The organism is Methanosarcina subterranea (genome assembly GCF_055385895.1).
The window spans coordinates 1,358,761-1,377,224 of record NZ_AP042426.1 but is presented as its reverse complement, the minus strand read 5'-3'; the positions used below and the strand labels follow the sequence as shown (position 1 = coordinate 1,377,224).

The following is an 18,464-nucleotide window of genomic DNA, read 5'->3' as shown; positions in this document are numbered from 1 at the left end:
CTACAAAGCCGAACTTTTAATGCCTTAATGCAAGCTCCTTAAAAGTAGTTCCCGTCGCATTAAACTTAAATTTCACAGAGAAAGCGGTAGCAACAGTGGGAAAAAAATAACTTATTACCCACTCCAGCAACTTTAAATCCTCCTTTTTTTCCTTTTTTCACCTTCTTGTGATTTCTCGATATATTACATTGATTAATCTTTGTTGTGTAATTAGGATAGATACCTACGAGAATTGCGTATTAGCAGCATTACTATTAAAACAAATCCCGCAGCAAGCATAGCGGATATTATGCGATGCTGTGAAAAGTGATTAACGAAGGATGTAAATCCAAGTCCAATAAGAGTAATTGCAATTATATAGTAATTTTTTTGCCTTGCAATAGAGAGATATAATACCAAATTATTATTTATCAGTTCATTATCCGGCAGTGTACCGAAAGTTCTGTAAAATATGATTGACTCTGTATCCTTTTCCTTTCACCACAAAAAAAAGAGGATGCAGAGTCAATGGTTAATTTATTCCCACTCATAAAAGATTATCTTGTCGATCAGGAAGATGGAATTCGCCAGCTAATTACCTGGTTTTTAAACCTTGTAATGGAGGAGGAAGCCCTCCTCCAAGCTGGTGCACAACGTTATGAGAGGACAGATTCACGTAAAGCTAGTAGAAATGGCTACAAACCCCGAACTCTCCTGACCAAGCATGGGAAACTCGAATTATTAAAGCCTCAATTCCGTGAGTTTCCCTTTGAAACTCAGGTTTTTGAGAAATATTCAAGAGTTGAAAAGGCCATCTTAACCGCTGTAGCTGAATCTTACCTTCAAGGAGTTTCCACCCGAAGGGTGAAAAAGGTCATGACTGCATTAGGAGTAGGAGAAATTTCAGCCTCTTCTGTTTCCAGGATTACAAAAGAACTGGATGAGAAGGTTGAAGAATTTCTCTCAAAGCCAATAGAACATGAAATCCCTTACTTGCTTATCGATGCGACTTATTTCAAGGTAAGAGATGGGCTTCATTACGAAAACAAAGCTCTCTTTGTAGTTGCTGGGATCAGGGATGACGGTTACCGTGAAATTCTTGGAACAAGATTAGCAGACAGTGAAGCCTCTATGTTCTGGGAAGATCTATTCGATGATCTGAAAAAAAGAGGGTTAAGAGGTGTCAAGTTAATTATTTCTGATGGCCATAAAGGAATACAGAAAGCAGTAAGAGAATCCTTTATTGGATCAAGTTGGCAGATGTGCCATGTACATCTGGCAAGACAAGTTCTCAAGAAAGTGCCAAAAAAGAAGCAGAAAGAAGTGGCTGAGAAGATAAAAGAAGCATTAGTAGACCGTCAGAAGTTGAATGACCTGATTATGGAACTGGATAGTATGGGGTATGAAGGCGCAGCTGATACCCTTGAAAGTTTTCAGTATGATGTAATGAACTATATGCAGTTTCCAGAAAAACACTGGAAAAAAATAAGGACAACAAATATGATGGAGAGGACCAACAAGGAACTCAAAAGAAGAAGCAAGGTAGTTGGAGCATTTCCTAACCAAGACTCAGTATTGAGACTGGTAGTCTCAATACTAATTGATATAAATGAAGACTGGATCACAGGAAACAAGTATATAGTAATGGAACAGTAATCAAAAAAGAAGAGTAAGGGGTAGAGAGTAAATTTTACAGAAAATTAAGCACACTGCCATAAATGAGAATAAGTAAACTACGGGCAAAATAGTTTTAGAAGCAAAGGAATCTGTGGTAAGGTTTCCCTCAAAACCTTACCGCAGATTCTTTTATGGAGGTTTTTATGTTTGTTGGACTTTTTTGCCATTTTAGATTTTTGCCATTTTTGGTTTTAGCCATTTTTGGTTTTAGCCATTTTCGGTATTCCGTATTCGATGACATTTACTGTACTCAACATAATTTTTTGAATCCGCTCTAGCTTCATATCTGGTCGGTTAACATCCGGATTGGATGCTGCTATTCTTCTGCTGGAGTTAGTTAAGGGGTTCATGAAGGATCTCGCGGATTTACAGTTTTTCCAGCCGGTTATTTTTGGTGGTGTGATGGAGTTTTTCTGGCTGGCAGGTTCGTACTGCGAATGCGGAATACGGAATCTTATTACCTATAAACTTATATAAATAGATTTCTATGAAGCTGCAAAAAAGAATACGACTGATAAAGGAAGTTTGTAGCCGAACCCACAGTTTTATGAATAAATAGTTTTCGGCCGTATAAGGTGCAGCTAAATAGAAAAAGAAGAACCCTGGATCAAATAAACTGATATTCGATAAAAACACAATTATATAAAAGAAAGCGGACCAAAATTACAGGCAAACCTGCAGGCGGCAAATGTACAGACCGGTAAATTCGCACACATGCCAGGTTGCGATCCTGAAGATATACAGTTCCTAAAGTATTATTCCTGAAGCGGTTATTAAAAAAATCCTGTGCAGGCGGTTAGAAGAAAATGGACAGCGAAACTTCGGAAAAAGAAGAACTGAACACCTATCCTAGCGTAGCAGATGCTGCGGATGGCGAAAGGGGAAAAGCTCTCCATGCAGCTCTGGAAAGAGAAGAGGCCCTGAAGACCATAATTAACAACAGTCAGGTAGTGGTATTCCTCTGGAAAAACGAAAGAAGAAGGCCTGCAGAGTTTGTTTCCGAAAATGTGTTAAACTTTGGATACACGGCAGAAGATTTCATATCAGGCAGTGTACTGTACGGGGACATTATACACCCTGATGACCTGGCCAGAGTTGAAGAGGGGCTTGAGAAAAGAATAAGAAGCGGGGTTCCGGGTTTCAATATGGAATACAGGATTTTTACAAAAGCCAGGAAAATACACTGGGTAAATGAAAGGACCTTTATTCAGAGAAATCCGGAAGGAGAGGTAACCCACTTTCAGGGAGTGGTGCTTGACATCACTGAACAGAAGAAAAGCGAAGAAAAACTGGAAAAAGTCCTTAAGATGCAGAAGGTGCTCACCACAGTGATCAACAACAGCCCGGCAGTTGTCTTCCTGTGGAGGAATGAAAAGTACTGGCCCGCAGCTTTTGTATCGAGTAATGTAGTACAGTTTGGATATACAGTTGACGATTTTATATCACGAGGAGTCCTGTACGGAAAGATTATACATCCAGATGACTTTATAAGAGTTGAAGAAGAACTCGAGAGACACATCCAGAAAGGGGAAGTGAGCTTCAATTCGGAATATAGAATTTTTACAAAAGCAGGAGACCTGCGCTGGGTAAACGAAAGAACCTTTATCCAGAGAGAGGGAGATGGGAAAGTGACCTGCTTTCAGGGAATAGTGCTGGATATAACCCCCAGGAAAAAAGTTGAAAAAGCCCTGAGAAAATCCCTCGAAATGCAGAAACTGCTGAAAACGATAATCAATAAAAGCTCAGCAGTAGCTTTTCTCTGGAAAAATATTGAGAACTGGCCTGTAGAGTTCGTTTCAGAAAATGTAACGCAGTTTGGATATACTGCAGAAGATTTCATTACTGGTAAAATCCTTTACGGAGATATAGTTCATAAAGAGGACGTCAACTTGGTTTCGGAAGGTCTTGCACGCTCGATTAGAGAAGGATACGACTCTTTTGAGATGGAATATCGAATTTTCACAGGAGACGGCAATATCCGCTGGGTTGAGGAGAGGACGTATATCCAGCGGGATAGCAAAGGCAACCCGTCACACTTTCAAGGAATAGTTGTCGATGTTACCGAAAGAAGAGAAGCACAGGAAATGCTTGAGATCCAGCGGGAACTCGGGATGTCGCTGAGCACTACCTGGAACCTCCAGACCATGCTTTCCCGTATCCTTGATGCCTGCTTGCAAATAAAAGAGATAGATGCGGGAGGAATATACCTGAAAGATGAGCTTCTGGACCAGATTAACCTGGTTGCACACAGGGGACTTTCCTCCGAATTTGTGAGAAATATTTCTGCATACAGGATAGACTCCCCGGAAGCAAAGCAGGTCTGGACCGAGAAACCCATTTACAAACTGAGTTTTTTTGCTGAAGAAATGGCAGATATGCTGAGGAACGAAAAGATAACTGCAGTTGCTGTAATCCCTATGAAGCACAGGGGAGAGATAATAGGCAGTCTGAACTTTGCTTCCCATACTGTGGACAGGATTCCGCAAAATGTCCGCAATTTCCTGGAGAGTGTTGCCCTCCATGTTGTGAACTATATAGCGCCTATCCGTATAGAGGCAGACCTGATATAAAAACAGCTGTCTGAAGCTCTAAATATATCGACGACGAAACCCTTATTTAAAATAATTTTTATAATTAATGCTGGTTGGGGAGCGAGGAAAGTCACAGGGTTACGCCTTCGAGCTCTGAGCTTTAGATACGCAACTGCCGGTTTTTGCTCTCATTTTCCGGGGTTTGCATTAATAAGACTTATTATATCGCCGGAGGGGATACAGGTTGAAAGCAATAGTAGTTTATCTCAGTACCTCAGGGAATACAAAGGCTATGGCTGAAGCAATAGGGAACGGGATTGAGTCAAAGAATGTGGATGTAAAGGTTGTCAGTTTTTATGATGTGAAGCTCGAAGAGCTCAATGAAGCACAAGCAATTGCAGTTGGCTCTTCGACTTTTTATTACAAAATGCTGCTGCCCATGGAAAAGTTCATGAACGAAACCCTTATTTCCGCAAACCCGCAGGGCAAGATAGGAGCTGCTTTCGGGTCTTACGGGTGGAGCGGAGAAGCACCCATAATGATAGCCGAGAAGATGCGTGAGATGGGAATGAGCGTGGTGGACCCCGTGCTTCGGATCCTTCACAAGCCAACCGACAAGGATCTGCAGGAATGCAAGAGGCTAGGAATCGATATTGCAGAAAAACTGAAGCATAAAATCAAAAAGGCGGAATCATAAGCCAGCCCGAGCGGTTAAAGAAATGGGTGGCCTGACGTTATCTCATGGCCATCTCCACTCGTTTTTGGAATTCATCTGGGCTTTCTGAAACAAGGATAACAGTTCTGAAAAAACCCTTATTTTTCCTGATTGCTACACCTTTTGCATGCTTTCCCACAAAAATTAGCTTGCGGCCCCATATTCTGACGCCCCAACCCATATACCACGGGAATTCTTCCATAATCTCTACCGAACTGATATCTGAAAAGGGAATGCTGTACCTGAATGGTGGAAAAAACGCAACAACGCTGTCGGAAGTTATAAGGAATTTCATGCCAAAAAAACTCCACATTGCAGCAAGGTAAATGAGAAGGAGAAGAGGCAGAGCATATCTTTCATCAGGATCGGTGCCAAAGCCGAAAAACCCTGCACGAAAAAAGATATAAAATGCCAGGATAAGTAGCAAGCCTGCAAACATAAGCAGTTTTAGTTGTTTACTGTAAGCTGCTTTCTGCTCATAAAAACCTATTATAAAAATTCCTCCTGCTTTTGAAGAATATAATTTTTTTCTGTGCCGGCATTCCTGTACACATATGCAGGCAATCCGCATATAGTCCGTACGAAATATTTCTGTACAAATAATGTATTCAGGGGCGTAAGTCATTCCTTAGGGGGCATAAGTCATTCCTTAGGTAGACTGGTAATCTGAGTCGAATCAAGCAATAGCTCGTTAAAAAGCTCAGTACCCAGTTTCAGGGCAGAGGGGTCGTAGCATGTAAGACTCTCCCTGTCGAAATGCCTCTGGTTCTTTGGGAAAAGGGATATCAGGAAAAACCTGTCCGTAACTGTAAGACTTGCAATTTTCAGTTCGCCCGAATACCGGAAAAATCTGACATTTTCAAGAGCTATCATGCTCCGGAAGTCTTCCATATAGTCCATATAGTACCGCTGAAAGACGGACTCAGACATCAGAAGGGATAATTCAACTCCTTTTTTTGCAAGCTCTTGATAAAGATAAATCATAGGTGGATGAAAGTAAGCTATGGCTTCAAGAACATGACCTGACCTGGAAAGGTTTTCCACGACTTCCTGGTCGAGTTCAAACATACGGTCGAGATCAGGCTGGATAAGTTTACATTTACCGAGTTCTCCGAGCCTCCTGCGAAAAGAAAAAGGGATCCCCTGCAGGTCCTTTTCCGACCAGTAATCAAAATTATCTTCAAAAAGCTCTATAGTATTGACAAGTGGCTGCATTTTTTCAACAAGGACTTTTCCGATGAGTGAGAGCGTATACGTTTTGTCCTCCTGCGTGACCAGAGACATATCTTTTAATTTTTTAATCTGAGGCAGAATGGAAGTGGAAGTTACCTGAAGAGCTTCCGTAATTTCATCCATATTTTTGGGTCCACTTCTCAGAAAAAGAAGTAACTGTTTTCGTTTATCGGAAAGAAAAATCAGCTCTATAAGTTCCAGTTTCACCCTTCGGTCTCCTTATTAGTTCTATAAGGCTAAAAAGATTACAAATAAGACTTAAAAGATTACAGCCGCCAGAAATATATAAGTTATTACTCTCTCACCTTTTTACTCAAAAAAGCAAAGTCTTTAATAAATCTGAGTCACCTGGATGAAGCGGCGGCAAAAGTATAAACTTAATCCCTGAAAACTAATAAAATTGCTTCTAAAAGCACCAATAAAATATTTTGGCAAAGAAAATTTTTAAAAAATTAAACATTTACAGTGAAAAAATAAATGTAATACAATGAATAAGTGTAATACATGAATAAGTGCAGTACAGTGAAAAACAAATATAATCTCCCTGGCTTGAGAGCTATCGCTAGAAGCTGTTCTCTCTTATCTCAAGTCAGGGTATCTTCCTTAAACTCAAAGTTTCAAGCTGGAGATTACATAACAAATAAGGATTCTTGAAAGATTCAGAATCTTTCAGCATTATCTTATCTGTATTGAAGATATAAGGGAAAATCCCGAGAGATAATCCCGGTTGACAGGATTTCAGGCAGAAGCTTCCTTGGTCAAGATATAGGCCACCATTTCAGGATTCAGCTTGCTTTCCCTTGCAACTTTTTCTTCGATTCTCTCAGCAGGTGTGCCCTCCATCTTCAGTTCTCTTATCTTCTCAATCACTGAGGACGGGATACTGTAATATTCGTTAATGTCTTTCCTGTGACCCCAGACATCTCCTTCGATAAGCTGGATGCGCTGCATTTCAAGGAACATCTCTATGGACTTTGAGACCGTGCGCCTGTAAGATTTGGGTAACTGGATTACCTCAATTTTCGGGCAGGTTTCTACCAGCGCAAATATGTCCTTGTTCGAAGGCCTGAAGGCCAGGTGAACAACACGCTCATTAGGGTTAAGTGTAAAGATTTCTTCCCTGGAACTAACTACTCTAATTTTCACTATGTCTTCCCCCACTGTAAAGTTCTTTTATGTTTTTACCTCATTATAAACTACTTATACTTATTATAAATATTTATCTACCACGCCCGTTAATTTTCAGACAGTATTCTGTATTTTCAGCCCTCTTTCTGAACTCTAAAAGAGACAGGAAAATCTCGGAAAAGGAATAAAAACCGGATTTAAGTATTCGGGCTTGAGAACTCCTCAAGCCCTATAGTAAGCCTCCCCTAAGAAAAAAATGACGAAAAAACGCAAGTGAGAGAAATAATAGAAATCATCAGGGAAAAATCTGTGCCCCATGATCTACTTTTTCAGGAGCTTGCCCTTTAACTTGAGATACAGTTTAACAGCTGCCCTGCCCTCAAAATTTACAGGACACAAAGTAGAGAATTTCCTGGAAATTTTTCATAAGACAACAAAAAGGCCCGGAACAAAACCCGGGTCATCCTACCTGTAAGTAATTACTCGTTGTAAAGCTCAGGTCCGGCTCGATTCGCCCCTCTCAGGTAAAAACAAAAATCGCAAACCCCGTGAAAAACGCAGGCTTATTTTTTTCTGTTAACCCGATTTTATCACAGTGATTAAGATACCTGCAAATTTCCTAATATTTAATTCTGTTCTATTTGTTGTTCTATATATATCCGCACAGGACCCTTCTTAGCCGCGTTCGTTTTTTTAGCTTATTTAGTAGTTCGTGTCATTTCTTTTTTTGGCTTTTTTTGTAGTTTTTCTTTCATTTTTTTTTGCTTTTTTTGTAGCTTTTCCTTTCTGGTTTTTTCTTCTTTTAAAAAAATAAGCAGTTGCACAGAATTACTACACTGTCTTTCCAGAGTGAAACAGACTTAAAGAAAAAAATATAATTAGTTCTTATGTATGAGCTTGTCTCGCCGGTAAATCCCCTTGCAGTTCTGAAGTACATTGGACATCTTCTGCTGGTATTTTCAGCAGTCCTGCTTGTCCCGATGCTTGCTGCATTTGTTCTCGGGGAAACAGACGCAGCTTTAGTCTATGGAAGCAGTGCCCTCTTAACTGCGGGAACGGGTGCTATACTACAGAAACTGCTTCCTGATTTCGAACTTGAACTAAAAGAAGCTCTGATCCTTGCAGCCATTACTTTCCCGCTTTGCTCTTTAGTTACCGCAGTGCCAATGGCGCTTTCGACCGGAATGCCCTTTCTGGACGCTTATTTCGAGTGTGTCTCGGGCCTGACAACAACAGGACTGAGCCTTGCCCCGCCTTCTCCTACAAGGCTCTTTTTCTTCACCCGCTCCTGGCTGCAGTGGATAGGTGGAATAGGTATAATCGTGCTTGTGCTTGGGATCCTTATCCGTCCCGGGACTACGGCATTCAGGCTTTACAGAGTGAATTTCGGAGAAAGCCGGATCCGCCCGAGTGTAATTGCAACTGCCAGGACACTTGGTACGGTTTATTTTGTCCTGACATTGCTCTCACTGACACTCCTGATCTTCAGCGGCATGCCTTTTTATGAAGCTGTCTGTCATGCTCTGAGTGCGATTTCTACAGGCGGATTTTCAACACAGGCTGAAAGCATCGGAGCATATGAGGGCTTTTTGATCCCTTTCCTGATAACAGTTTCCTGTATAATGGGTGCAATCAGCTTCTCGCTCTACCCTGAAGTCCTGAAGGATCCCGGGACCCTTATAAGGGACCCGCAGGTAAGGTACATGCTCGGGCTTTCTGTACTCGGGACAGCACTTTTTGCTTTAACACTTTCAGGAGGAGAAGGTGGGCTTGAACTGCTCCAGAAACTGCCTGATGCTGTTTTTCAGACGGTCTCAGCCCTTACCGGAACCGGTTTTGCCACGATAGACATAGCACCCCTTTCAGATGCTTCAAAAGGTTTTCTCAGTGCAATTATGTGTATCGGAGGCAGCGTAGGCTCAACCACAGGCGGGATTAAGCTTTTCCGGTTGATTGTAATCGTGCAGCTTATAAGGCTGGTTTTCTACCGCTTTTTCCTCCCCAGGGAAGCAATTACCCCTCTCAAGGTAAAATCACAGGTAGTTGATCCCGAAGAAGTCTACCGCATCATGACCTATGTGCTACTTTATTCAGTTGTGCTTGTGTTCTCAGCTTTCATTTTCATGCTTCACGGCATAAACTCGGCAGATGCTATTTTTGAGACTTCAAGTGCTCTGGCTACGGCAGGGCTGTCCACAGGCGTGACCTCTTCCAGCATGCCTTCCCTGCTCAAGCTTGTGCTCTGTGCCGATATGCTGCTTGGAAGAGTAGAGATAATCCCGCTCTTCATCCTGCTACTTCCCAGGACATGGTTTGGAAGAAGTAAAACCAGAGAAAAAAGAGCCCGAAAAGATACAGCCTGAAACAAATTAATAAGAGGAAAGAATAGAAGAGATGATAAAAGTAAAAAATGAAGAAAGAAGGATTGGAAAAAAGGATTGGAAAAGAAGGATTAGAAAAGGAAAATTAGAAAAAAGGGATTAGAAAAAGTAAAGAGACTGCGAAAAAAGAAAAAGACCGTATTAAAGGAAAGAAAAAAATGAGAGTAATTATTATTGGAGCGAGTTCCCTGGGGATGCACCTGACCCGCACGCTGATCCAGCAGGGAAATGAGGTTGTCCTTATAGAAAGGGACGAGGAAGTTGCCAGGGAGCTTGCTGAAGAACTTGACTGCACCGTGATCAATGCAGAGGGTACCCACCCGAATATCCTGGAAAAAGCTGGATTGGATTGCACGGATGCGGTTGTAGCCTGCACCAACCATGACCAGGATAATATTCTGATAGGTCTGATTGCACAGGAAACAGGAGTAAAAAGGGTTATTGTCAAAACCGACGATACGAAGTTTATGGAAATTGCAAAGAAGCTGGGAATTAGCTCTCCGATTAACCCACCTCATATCTCCTCAACTATTATTTCTGATGCCCTTCGCGGAGTTGATACAATCGAGCTGAGCAACCTTGTCAGGGCTGACGTACGCGTAATAAGCCTCACAACAGAGAAACATCATTCCGGCAAAAGGATTTCTGAAGTCCAGTTTCCGGAAAATACCGAATGTATCGGGCTTTACAGGGAAAATGAATTTATCCTTGCGCGGGAAAATCCAAGGCTTGAAGAAGGGGACGAACTCCTCATAATCACACGTTCAGGACATATAGACAGGATTTATGAGAAACTTCGAGAAACATAATGCTATATATTAAACACGACCTGAAAGTGCCGTTATAATGCTTTTTTTATTTCTTTTTTGGAGATCCCGCCAGGATAGTTGGTGGAGTCCCTTGTAAATTCGGGATGAAAAAAATATTAAAAAATAGACTGAGGCAGAGTTATTCCTGAAAAAAGAAAGATATACAGAGAATATCTCAGATAATGGAGATACATCTCGGAAAATCCGGCAATATCTGAAATAGCTCGCCTGCAGTTAAACTCAGTGAATAAGTTAAATGGATTCCAGCATGATAGATTCGTGAAATAAAAAAAGCCGGAACAGGTTTATTTTATGCGAATGGATGTTTTGCTGAATCCTTTTTGGCCAGCGCCTCTTTAACTGTCGGACTGCTCTCCATTGCACGGGCTATTGCAAGCTTCGTAGCCTCATAGTTGTATTCGTAGACTTTATCTTTATCTTTTGCATCCCATTCGATAAATACAGAGACGATAATGAAAATGTCATCTGCCTGCTCTTCAGGTAGAACTCCGGCAGCTACCGAGTCCATGACTGCTTTTGCAACCGCAGCCTGAGCCGGCCCGAACATCAGGGCAGCCTGCGCCACATTCTTGATCGTTACCTTGTTTACGAGCAGAGTCACAGGTTTTGGCTGGACATTCGGCTCAAGGACTGCAAGGAGCGGGGTATGCCCCTGCCTGGGCATTGCTAGGGAATTCATGAACGCTGCTTCTACTGGTCCTCCTCTTGGCCCGATGATAAGGTCAATGTGTGCAATTTCCGGACCTGAACCAATAAGGGCTTCTCCAACCATGCTTTTTAAAACAGTTTTTACCAGGTTTAACACCTCGATCTACAAAGAGTAAATAAGCACTTAATACTTTAAAACATACATAAATAATTTACCAATCTTCAGCCCTGATAAAAGAAGAGTTTAACCTTTTTTAACAAAAAGCCTTTAAATGGAAACAGGACTGTCCGGAGCTCTATCCTGCCATTTGCTGCAAAAAACCGGAAAATAAATACGATGCCGTAGAAGAATGCTCCGGGTTTCAAAGTCTACTTTCAGAAATCAGGGGGCAGGCCTTTCAGGAAAAAATCGAGTTTAAGACTGCTTCTCACAGGGAAATCCCTGAAAGGATCTCAAGCCTTTTGCTCCAGTGGTCGAATCCTCTTTTTGCCGCATACCAGTCGAAGAAATCACTTTCATCTCCCATGTTTCCGGCTTCGAATCTCGCCCTGAGCTCACTTGAACTGTACCCGAACTTCGCCTCGAAATCCTCACAGATTATGGAGTACCGCTTGATCTTGTACTTTGCAACATGTTTTTCATGTTCCAGAGCCGAACGGATAGCCTCACATACTTCCTGAGGTGAAAAATCAGTTTCTATATTGAGCGTGAAACTCATGTCTATCCCGAGTAAGAATAGTCTCCTATTCCATATAAAGTAATTATGAAAATAAACGATTGGACAGGTTTATTACCTGAGACAGTCTCTTTTTCAAATCTTCCATTTTAGAATTTAATTTTCATAATTACCTTATTCCTTTCTTGTTTCAGAATTTCTTTTTATCGTTTATTTTTTTCCTTTACAGCAAGCCCTATCAGGAGTATTACCATAACGCCGACAAGTACTTTGATAGCCGTGGAAGTTCCTGACCAGTCTTTATCTTCAGCCGCCGGTATGGACCAGGAAGCTTTTTCAGGCATCTCGGACCGCCTGGTGGCTATGGAAAGCTCCAGGGGTTCCGTGGTTTTTCTGGCTCACCTTCTTTATACTCAACAGCCCTTTTGCGTGTTATGATTGCAAACGGAGATTCGCCTGACACCGGAGATGCCAGAAAGCCTGAAATAATTGGTTCATTTTCGACATCCGCGGCAGAGCTCAAATTCGAACCCACAACTACCGCTAATACCGAAGATACTAAGAACAGAAGTATCAATACCGCTATTCGTTTCAATTCACACACCTATCTATTTTCGCTTTTCTGCTGACATCCCACCACCCTCTCCGCATACCCTGTCTGCTTTTCAAAAGATAATTTAAGCTAATTTTAGAAGCTAACTTAGATCCCGGTTTATAGTCACTTAGCTGACACTGCTTTCCATTTTCTATGAACCCAACGGATTTTTTGTGCTGGCAAATTAATGCCCTGGTAGTAAACTAAGTCACCTCATCACTAAATTAGGATAGAGCTGTTTTTATTTTTTGAAGAGTATCATTTCCTTAGCTCCCTCTGGAGAAGTAAATCTCATAAACTGTTAAGCCGGTCTTATAAGCCGGTCTTATTTCTGAAAAGCTCTAAGGTTTATTGAGAAGAATGAAGTATTAACAGTATTTCCTGGAGGTAAACATATAGAATACCCGACATATTCAGGGCTGGAAAAAAGATAATTTACAAATTTTTTAAGGTAGTTTTTTGCCTTTGATGCAAATTTATGGTTTAAAGAAAACGGAAAGTGGGGTAACGGAATAGAAGCTATGGAAAAATAAACCAGTAAAAAGATGGAAAAGAGCTTATAAATAGCTATCAGAAATGAATTTGAAACAATACAAATTTACAATAAGTAATATTAATAAGTGCTATAAAATAAATGCAATAAAACAAATGCTATAGAATAAGCGCTATAGAACAGGTGCTATAAAACAAATTTTATGGAATATGAAAATTCAAACCTCTTTTACCTGAACTGCTTCTTTTAACATGTGAGAGAAAAGATCGGTACCCCATTTAAGGGCTTCAGGTTCTGAACTGAGCAGGCTTTCGTGTTCAAAGAACTTCTCCCTGGGGAAAAGAGTGAGCAAAAAAAACCTGTCTGTTACTGTAAAGTCTGCAATTTTAGGATCCTGCGGAAAGACAAACAGGCTGACGTTCTTAAAACTCAGGAAAGAGCACAATTCTTCTCTGTAATCCATTTTGAACCTCTGGAACACTGGCTCTGTAAGCATCAGAGAAATTTCAACTCCTGTTTCAGCAAGTTCCGGGTAGAGTGTGGTAAAAGAGGGGTGAAAATAGGAAGCGAAACCTAGAATATGCGTGGAGAGGTGAAGTTTCTCTACAAATTCAGGATTAAGCTCGAACATATGGCTCATTTCCGGAAGGATGAGCTTGCAATTCTTCAGTTCAAAAATCCTTTTGCGTAAAAAAGGAGGGATCCCTTCAAGATTCCTTTTTGTCCAATAGTCAAAATTATCTTCAAGGACTTCCAAAGTTCCCAGGAAAGGCGGCATTTTGTCAGCTATTACAACTCCCATAAAAGAGAGTTCATAAATATGCCCTTTCTGTACAACAAGCTTACCTTCTTTTAATTTTTTGATCTGTGGGAGGATTGAAACAGGATATGCGGAAAGGTGTTCCTGAATTTCAGCCATACTCCTTGGTTTATCTTTCAGAAAAAGAAGAAGTTTCTTCCTTTTATCCGACAGAAAAACCAGATCTGTTAATTTAATTTTTTCCTTCATTAAAACACCATTAAAAAAATATTACTGATAAAACTATGGCAGAACAGCTATTTATACATTAGCATAAATTTTAGACACTCTTGCACTGTACGGAAAAAAAGAAAATAAATAAAGAAATAGGAAAAGTAAGGAAAAGAAAAAGTAAGGAAAAGAAAAAGTAAGGAAAAGAAAAAGTAAGGAAAAGAAAAAGTAAGGAAAAGAAAAAGTAAGGAAAAGAAAAAGTAAGGAAAAGAAAAATTAAGGAAAAGAAAAATTAAGGAAAAGAAAAAGTAAGGAAAAGAAAAAGTAAGGAAAAGAAAAAGTAAAGAAAAGAAAAAGTAAGGAAAAGAAAAAGTAAGGAAAAGAAAAAGTAAGGAAAAGAAAAAGAAAGGAAAAAGAAAGATGAGAAAAAATATTCTACAGGTTCAGGCAGAAAAGGCTGCCGGAAAGAGTATGGTTCTTGCAAAGAGAGGCGTTCTGCCAGTTAGAACCTGACAGCATTAAGGACAGCTAGCTTTATCTTCCAGTGGTCGAGCCCTCTTTTTGCGGCATACCAGTCAAAACATTTTTCATCATCCATATATTCGCCGGCTTCGAATTTTTGCACGAATTCCGTGGAGATCAGGTCGTACTGGTCTTCAAATTCATCGCAGATCATGGCATAGCGTTGTACCTTGTATTTTGCAAGATGTTTCTCATGTTCCAGAGCCGAGCGAATAACCTCGTTTGCTTCCTGCAGCGAGTAATCGGTATCAATCTGCAATGTAAGGTCCATGTTTATCCCATAGAAGAATTATTGATGATACTAAAAATGTTGCGGTTACTAAAAATTAATCCTATATCTCTTTTTCTATTTGTTCAGAAAGCTTGCCTTCCTTAAGTAATTAAGGGTTCAGGCCGGAAAGATAGAGAAAGAGAAATTTGGTAAAATGAAATAAAAATTTAGTAAAATATAGTTATAAAAATATAGTAAAACATAGTTATGCAAGCTATAAGCTCAAAGAAAGCTAATAAAAAAGAAATATAAAAATGGTTGAGATACAGGACAGAAGGATAGAGATATACAAAAGTGTGGATTTGGGAATGAACCCACACCGTCATCAGTTCCGGGTTACAAAACGGATTATTCCGGAATTCTCCATGTTCTTATAAATGAACGCTGAAGAGTATGCAAGCAGCATGAACTTGAAGCCCTGGACAAAGTCCATCTCCATGAACATCAAGATCATGTATGCGAAGAAGGCAAACTGTATCGCACACAGGACCATTCCGGCTGCTGTGAACATTTTCTGACGGCTGCTACTATCACTACTATCACTACTGTCTGGATCATCTGATTCTTCTGACATCTTGTTTCAAACCTCTTGGATAAAGCTCTAAGGGGTGTTTCTGTTTTTGATTTAGTTTAATTTATTTTGTTTGAATTATGTTTTTTGCGGTTCAGTTCAGGTAATTTATATGCAGTTTCCAACAGGCTCAAATTGAGCAGTAATCCCGTTTTAAAGCGTATAACGTAGGTACTACGAAGCCCTTAAAACGAGATAAAAAGTTGAAAACTTCAATGGATGCATCTGAAGGTTCACTGGAATTGATACCTGGGTGCAACATTACCTGAAAAAACACTCTCCAATTTAGAGACTTTTATACAATATTACTATTTGAGTGGGATAGTATATATAACTTATGTGGATAAGATGTGCAAGGCGGGGACTGAAGCTGGTTTTAGTTTACGGGATATGAGAGTCATATATCGATTCCCGAGATAATTTTTAGCCTTTTATTTAAAATATCAAGTCCCCTTTTTGCTGCATACCAATCGAGAAAGTCACTCGCGTCTCCAAGTTCCCAGGAATCGAATTTCTCCATAAAAAGGTCGGAACTCATCCCATATTTGTTCTCAAAATTCCCACAAATATCCGAATACTTCTTTATTTTGTATTTTGCAACGCGCTCGTTATACGCAAGAGCTTCGCGGATGACCTCACTTGCCTCCTGGGGCGCGAAATCGCCTTTTATATTCACTGTGAGAGTCATGCTTCTGTCGCTGAATAGAAATTATGCTTCATTTTATAACAAGATATTTCAGAAATACCGCTTTTCCGGATTAGATTAAAAAATCATTCTCTAAAACTGGAAGTTTGAATAAAAGTGGGATTTGCGGAGCTGGAAACTTCTCCGGCGGGAGGGGATTTTTTAAGGGATTTATTATGTATGCGGCCTGCTAGTCCGGACATATCTGGAACGTGCAGATTACCTGAACCTGACTTTACTTTATATCTCTACTTTACATTTTTGATAAAAACGAAAAACTTTAATCCAAAAGAAAGTTACTACTAACATTTATTGCCAGGAATGTCTGGATGTTTTCTGAACGGTATAAATAATACCTTCATTTTTCATATTAATCCTCCCTGATTTATTTTTACCTGGCCGCCTTCGTCAAAATTCTGCAAGAAATATTGATTTTCAAAAAACTGTAGAATATGATGATCAATAATTTTTAATAATTTATTTTCAGAGACCATTAATACCAGAAATAAGTACGATAACCAGTAAGAAAGTACAATAAATTAGACACGAGAACTTAAAGGAAGAGAATTTTTGAGGGAATAGTTATGAAGAAAATTTTAAAGATAATAGCAATGCTCTTTGTCATTGCTGCTGTTGTCTTTGCAGCCGGCTGTACCGAAGATGCAGAGCCATCAGAAGATGAAATTCCTGAAGATTCCGAACAGGTTACGCCTGAAACTCCGGAAACGTCTAACGTGACAGGCGAAAATGTTACTGAAAATAACACGGCTGAAAATAAAACAACCGAAGTCAATGAAACCGTGGAAACAGGGCAGGTAGTAACCGAAGCTGACAACGGAACAAGCATAAGTCTCAAAAATGGAGAGGATTTTACCCTTCAACTCAGGGAAAACCCGTCCACAGGCTACTCCTGGCAACTCAACCTGAGCGAGGGGCTCACTATTCTCAACGATTATTATACCCAGGATGAAGCTCCTGAAGATATGGCTGGTGTTCCCGGAACTCATTCATGGATAATCGAAGCCGCGAGCGAGGGCAGCCAGCAGGTAAGCGGCATATACAAACAACCCTGGGAGAATACAACCGGCACAGAGGATAACTTTACACTCACTGTCGAGGTTGACTGAGAGGCATTTTTGCTTATCAGATCCTTTTCTTTGGCATGAAAGTACATGAGGATATCTTCCTCACGTACTCTCTCTGTCTTCTTTTCCCATAATTGCGAATATTCCACTAATTATTTTGATCCGTTCATCAGCCGAAAATATTTCAGTTTCAACAATCTTTCTCTTTTGAACTTCTCCCTTTTCATACCCTGTCTCATCTTCATACATCTCATCACTTGTGATAAGATGCCATATTATCGTTGCAATTTTCCTTGCCAGGGCAATAATCGCCTTTGCATATCCAATTGACTTCTTTTTTCTGTTAAAAAACTCTTTTAACCTGCTATTCTTCTTTCTTGCTGCTGCTTGAGCAATCTGTGTCAGAATCCACCTTGCTACTTTTGATCCTCTCTTTGTGATTCTTCCATTATGGTATTTATCTGCAGATTGATACACATTCGGAACTATCCCAAGCCATGAAGCAAGTTTATCCCCTGAAGAAAAGTCTTTGAAGTTTCCTATCTCAGCAATTAAAGTTGCCGCACTCAGTTCTCCAATCCCAGGAACTGACATTAAAATTTCCATTTCATGTTTATGATTTCTATAAGCGTAATTGAAAATTTCTCTTTCCAGAATTTCGATTTCTTCATCCAGATGTTTTATAATGTTCAGGCACATCTGAAGCCTTATTGCAGCACTCTGAGATATTTCTCTGTCCAGAATCTCTCTTATCTGACCAGCTTTCTTCCGAACATTTGGAGAAAGTGATTCTATAATCTGATCAATATTTTTTCCTGAAGAAATTCCTGATAGAATTGCTCTTCCATTTTTTCCGAAAATGTCTGTTAGCACATCACCTAGATGTAACATTTCAGAAGAAAGAATAGCATGAGCTTCATTTTTTATATCTGTCCTTTTTCTTACAAGAGTTAACCTGAGCCTGACATACGACCTGAATTCCCTGTGCTTTTTAGGAAAAACTCTTGACGGTTGAATCATTTTATTCAATGCAAGTTGTGCAATGACTTCCGAATCTATCTTATCGGTCTTTTTATGTGTAAATGCTTTCATATCTCGCGCATTTCCAACTATAACAGGCAAATGATCTATCAATGACTCATAAATCGGAACCCAGAAGTCACTTGTTGATTCACAGGCAACAACATCACATTCTTCTGATGTCACCCAATTTTTAAGGTTTAAAATTCCATCATCATCTCTATCAAAACGTTGTAGCTGTTTTTCACCGGATCTGCTGAGAATAGTAGCAATGACAAAATGTTTGTGAATGTCTAAACCACAAGATTTGTTTATTTCTCCTTCCAATTTACATTACTCCATCATTTCAAGGACAGTGGAATTGCCTCAAAGGCAATTTGGCATCCGTGATCAAAGTCACATCTGGGCCTTCGATGGCAATTCGCTGATTAGTTTTTTGACGGTTTCACAGAA

The 18,464-nt window shown here is 40.1% G+C and carries 18 protein-coding genes and 1 pseudogene; 7 read left to right on the top strand and 12 right to left on the bottom strand.

All coding sequences use genetic code 11. The features are described from left to right. The first annotated feature begins 455 nt into the window (after positions 1-455). Positions 456-1,635: pseudogene (locus tag ACZ5A8_RS06180) on the top strand (IS256 family transposase). Positions 1,636-1,762: 127 nt separating this feature from the next. On the opposite strand, the gene ACZ5A8_RS06175 reads toward ACZ5A8_RS06180, so the two are convergent. Further along, complete coding sequence (locus ACZ5A8_RS06175) at positions 1,763-1,897, bottom strand: hypothetical protein (protein WP_464532835.1); 135 nt, start codon at positions 1,895-1,897, stop codon at positions 1,763-1,765. A gap of 565 nt (positions 1,898-2,462) precedes the next feature. On the opposite strand from ACZ5A8_RS06175, the gene ACZ5A8_RS06170 reads away from it, so the two are divergent. Both ACZ5A8_RS06170 and ACZ5A8_RS06165 read left to right on the top strand, forming a co-directional pair. Then, positions 2,463-4,226, top strand: a complete 1,764-nt coding sequence (locus ACZ5A8_RS06170) for a PAS domain-containing protein (RefSeq protein ID WP_464532833.1) — start codon at positions 2,463-2,465, stop codon at positions 4,224-4,226. A gap of 205 nt (positions 4,227-4,431) precedes the next feature. After that, entirely contained in the window at positions 4,432-4,884 is a 453-nt protein-coding gene (locus ACZ5A8_RS06165; protein ID WP_464532832.1) for a flavodoxin domain-containing protein, read from the top strand. A 37-nt stretch (positions 4,885-4,921) separates the two neighbouring features. Here ACZ5A8_RS06165 and ACZ5A8_RS06160 read toward each other — a convergent pair whose 3' ends face one another. The 3 genes from ACZ5A8_RS06160 to ACZ5A8_RS06150 all read right to left on the bottom strand — a co-directional run bounded on the left by ACZ5A8_RS06160 (position 4,922) and on the right by ACZ5A8_RS06150 (position 7,281). Next, on the bottom strand, positions 4,922-5,527 hold the full coding sequence (locus ACZ5A8_RS06160; protein ID WP_464532830.1) for a hypothetical protein: 606 nt from the start codon (positions 5,525-5,527) through the stop codon (positions 4,922-4,924). 17 nt (positions 5,528-5,544) lie between these two features. After that, positions 5,545-6,342, bottom strand: a complete 798-nt coding sequence (locus tag ACZ5A8_RS06155; RefSeq protein WP_464532829.1) for a helix-turn-helix transcriptional regulator — start codon at positions 6,340-6,342, stop codon at positions 5,545-5,547. 531 nt (positions 6,343-6,873) lie between these two features. Further along, complete coding sequence (locus ACZ5A8_RS06150) at positions 6,874-7,281, bottom strand: DUF1699 family protein (protein ID WP_015410979.1); 408 nt, start codon at positions 7,279-7,281, stop codon at positions 6,874-6,876. Positions 7,282-8,150: 869 nt separating this feature from the next. On the opposite strand from ACZ5A8_RS06150, the gene ACZ5A8_RS06145 reads away from it, so the two are divergent. Together ACZ5A8_RS06145 and ACZ5A8_RS06140 are read left to right on the top strand one after the other, a co-directional pair. Then, positions 8,151-9,626, top strand: coding sequence for a TrkH family potassium uptake protein (locus ACZ5A8_RS06145; protein WP_464532827.1), 1,476 nt, complete (start codon positions 8,151-8,153; stop codon positions 9,624-9,626). A gap of 176 nt (positions 9,627-9,802) precedes the next feature. Then, positions 9,803-10,453: a potassium channel family protein gene (locus tag ACZ5A8_RS06140; RefSeq protein ID WP_464532826.1), complete on the top strand. Its 651-nt coding sequence runs from the start codon at positions 9,803-9,805 to the stop codon at positions 10,451-10,453. 310 nt (positions 10,454-10,763) lie between these two features. Here the strand turns inward: ACZ5A8_RS06140 and fae are convergent, their stop codons facing one another. From fae to ACZ5A8_RS06125, 3 genes are all read right to left on the bottom strand, one after another. Continuing rightward, the gene (fae, locus tag ACZ5A8_RS06135) at positions 10,764-11,246 is read right to left on the bottom strand and encodes a formaldehyde-activating enzyme (RefSeq protein ID WP_464532824.1); all 483 of its coding nucleotides are present in this window, start codon (positions 11,244-11,246) and stop codon (positions 10,764-10,766) included. A 304-nt stretch (positions 11,247-11,550) separates the two neighbouring features. Continuing rightward, positions 11,551-11,841: a hypothetical protein gene (locus tag ACZ5A8_RS06130; protein ID WP_464532822.1), complete on the bottom strand. Its 291-nt coding sequence runs from the start codon at positions 11,839-11,841 to the stop codon at positions 11,551-11,553. A 161-nt stretch (positions 11,842-12,002) separates the two neighbouring features. Next, on the bottom strand, positions 12,003-12,143 hold the full coding sequence (locus ACZ5A8_RS06125; protein WP_464532820.1) for a hypothetical protein: 141 nt from the start codon (positions 12,141-12,143) through the stop codon (positions 12,003-12,005). A gap of 90 nt (positions 12,144-12,233) precedes the next feature. Between ACZ5A8_RS06125 and ACZ5A8_RS06120 the strand changes: the two genes are divergently transcribed. Continuing rightward, positions 12,234-12,428 (top strand): hypothetical protein, encoded by a 195-nt coding sequence (locus tag ACZ5A8_RS06120; RefSeq protein WP_464532818.1) that lies wholly within the window; start codon positions 12,234-12,236, stop codon positions 12,426-12,428. A 676-nt stretch (positions 12,429-13,104) separates the two neighbouring features. On the opposite strand, the gene ACZ5A8_RS06115 is transcribed toward ACZ5A8_RS06120, so the two are convergent. The 4 genes from ACZ5A8_RS06115 to ACZ5A8_RS06100 form a co-directional block, all read right to left on the bottom strand. Beyond that, complete coding sequence (locus ACZ5A8_RS06115; protein WP_464532817.1) at positions 13,105-13,806, bottom strand: helix-turn-helix transcriptional regulator; 702 nt, start codon at positions 13,804-13,806, stop codon at positions 13,105-13,107. A gap of 553 nt (positions 13,807-14,359) precedes the next feature. Next, positions 14,360-14,650, bottom strand: coding sequence for a hypothetical protein (locus tag ACZ5A8_RS06110; protein ID WP_229391264.1), 291 nt, complete (start codon positions 14,648-14,650; stop codon positions 14,360-14,362). Positions 14,651-14,975: 325 nt separating this feature from the next. Beyond that, positions 14,976-15,224 carry a hypothetical protein gene (locus tag ACZ5A8_RS06105; RefSeq protein WP_464532816.1) on the bottom strand — a complete coding sequence of 83 codons (249 nt, stop codon included), beginning with the start codon at positions 15,222-15,224 and terminating at the stop codon, positions 14,976-14,978. A gap of 394 nt (positions 15,225-15,618) precedes the next feature. Next, positions 15,619-15,909 (bottom strand): hypothetical protein, encoded by a 291-nt coding sequence (locus tag ACZ5A8_RS06100; protein ID WP_464532814.1) that lies wholly within the window; start codon positions 15,907-15,909, stop codon positions 15,619-15,621. A 581-nt stretch (positions 15,910-16,490) separates the two neighbouring features. Between ACZ5A8_RS06100 and ACZ5A8_RS06095 the strand changes: the two genes are divergently transcribed. After that, a complete protein-coding gene (locus tag ACZ5A8_RS06095) occupies positions 16,491-17,033 on the top strand; it encodes a protease inhibitor I42 family protein (RefSeq protein WP_464532813.1) in 543 nt (180 codons plus the stop codon). 60 nt (positions 17,034-17,093) lie between these two features. Here the strand turns inward: ACZ5A8_RS06095 and ACZ5A8_RS06090 are convergent, their stop codons facing one another. Continuing rightward, complete coding sequence (locus tag ACZ5A8_RS06090) at positions 17,094-18,338, bottom strand: IS110 family RNA-guided transposase (protein ID WP_464532811.1); 1,245 nt, start codon at positions 18,336-18,338, stop codon at positions 17,094-17,096. Positions 18,339-18,464 lie beyond the last annotated feature (126 nt).

Coding starts and splice junctions, on each gene's coding strand:
- ACZ5A8_RS06175 (WP_464532835.1), bottom strand. CDS start 1,897: ATGTCATCGAATACGGAATACCGAAAATGGCTAAAACCAAAAATGGCT.
- ACZ5A8_RS06170 (WP_464532833.1), top strand. CDS start 2,463: ATGGACAGCGAAACTTCGGAAAAAGAAGAACTGAACACCTATCCTAGC.
- ACZ5A8_RS06160 (WP_464532830.1), bottom strand. CDS start 5,527: ATGACTTACGCCCCTGAATACATTATTTGTACAGAAATATTTCGTACG.
- ACZ5A8_RS06145 (WP_464532827.1), top strand. CDS start 8,151: ATGTATGAGCTTGTCTCGCCGGTAAATCCCCTTGCAGTTCTGAAGTAC.
- ACZ5A8_RS06140 (WP_464532826.1), top strand. CDS start 9,803: ATGAGAGTAATTATTATTGGAGCGAGTTCCCTGGGGATGCACCTGACC.
- fae (WP_464532824.1), bottom strand. CDS start 11,246: ATGGTTGGAGAAGCCCTTATTGGTTCAGGTCCGGAAATTGCACACATT.
- ACZ5A8_RS06130 (WP_464532822.1), bottom strand. CDS start 11,841: ATGAGTTTCACGCTCAATATAGAAACTGATTTTTCACCTCAGGAAGTA.
- ACZ5A8_RS06125 (WP_464532820.1), bottom strand. CDS start 12,143: ATGCCTGAAAAAGCTTCCTGGTCCATACCGGCGGCTGAAGATAAAGAC.
- ACZ5A8_RS06120 (WP_464532818.1), top strand. CDS start 12,234: ATGATTGCAAACGGAGATTCGCCTGACACCGGAGATGCCAGAAAGCCT.
- ACZ5A8_RS06115 (WP_464532817.1), bottom strand. CDS start 13,806: ATGGCTGAAATTCAGGAACACCTTTCCGCATATCCTGTTTCAATCCTC.
- ACZ5A8_RS06110 (WP_229391264.1), bottom strand. CDS start 14,650: ATGGACCTTACATTGCAGATTGATACCGATTACTCGCTGCAGGAAGCA.
- ACZ5A8_RS06105 (WP_464532816.1), bottom strand. CDS start 15,224: ATGTCAGAAGAATCAGATGATCCAGACAGTAGTGATAGTAGTGATAGT.
- ACZ5A8_RS06100 (WP_464532814.1), bottom strand. CDS start 15,909: ATGACTCTCACAGTGAATATAAAAGGCGATTTCGCGCCCCAGGAGGCA.
- ACZ5A8_RS06095 (WP_464532813.1), top strand. CDS start 16,491: ATGAAGAAAATTTTAAAGATAATAGCAATGCTCTTTGTCATTGCTGCT.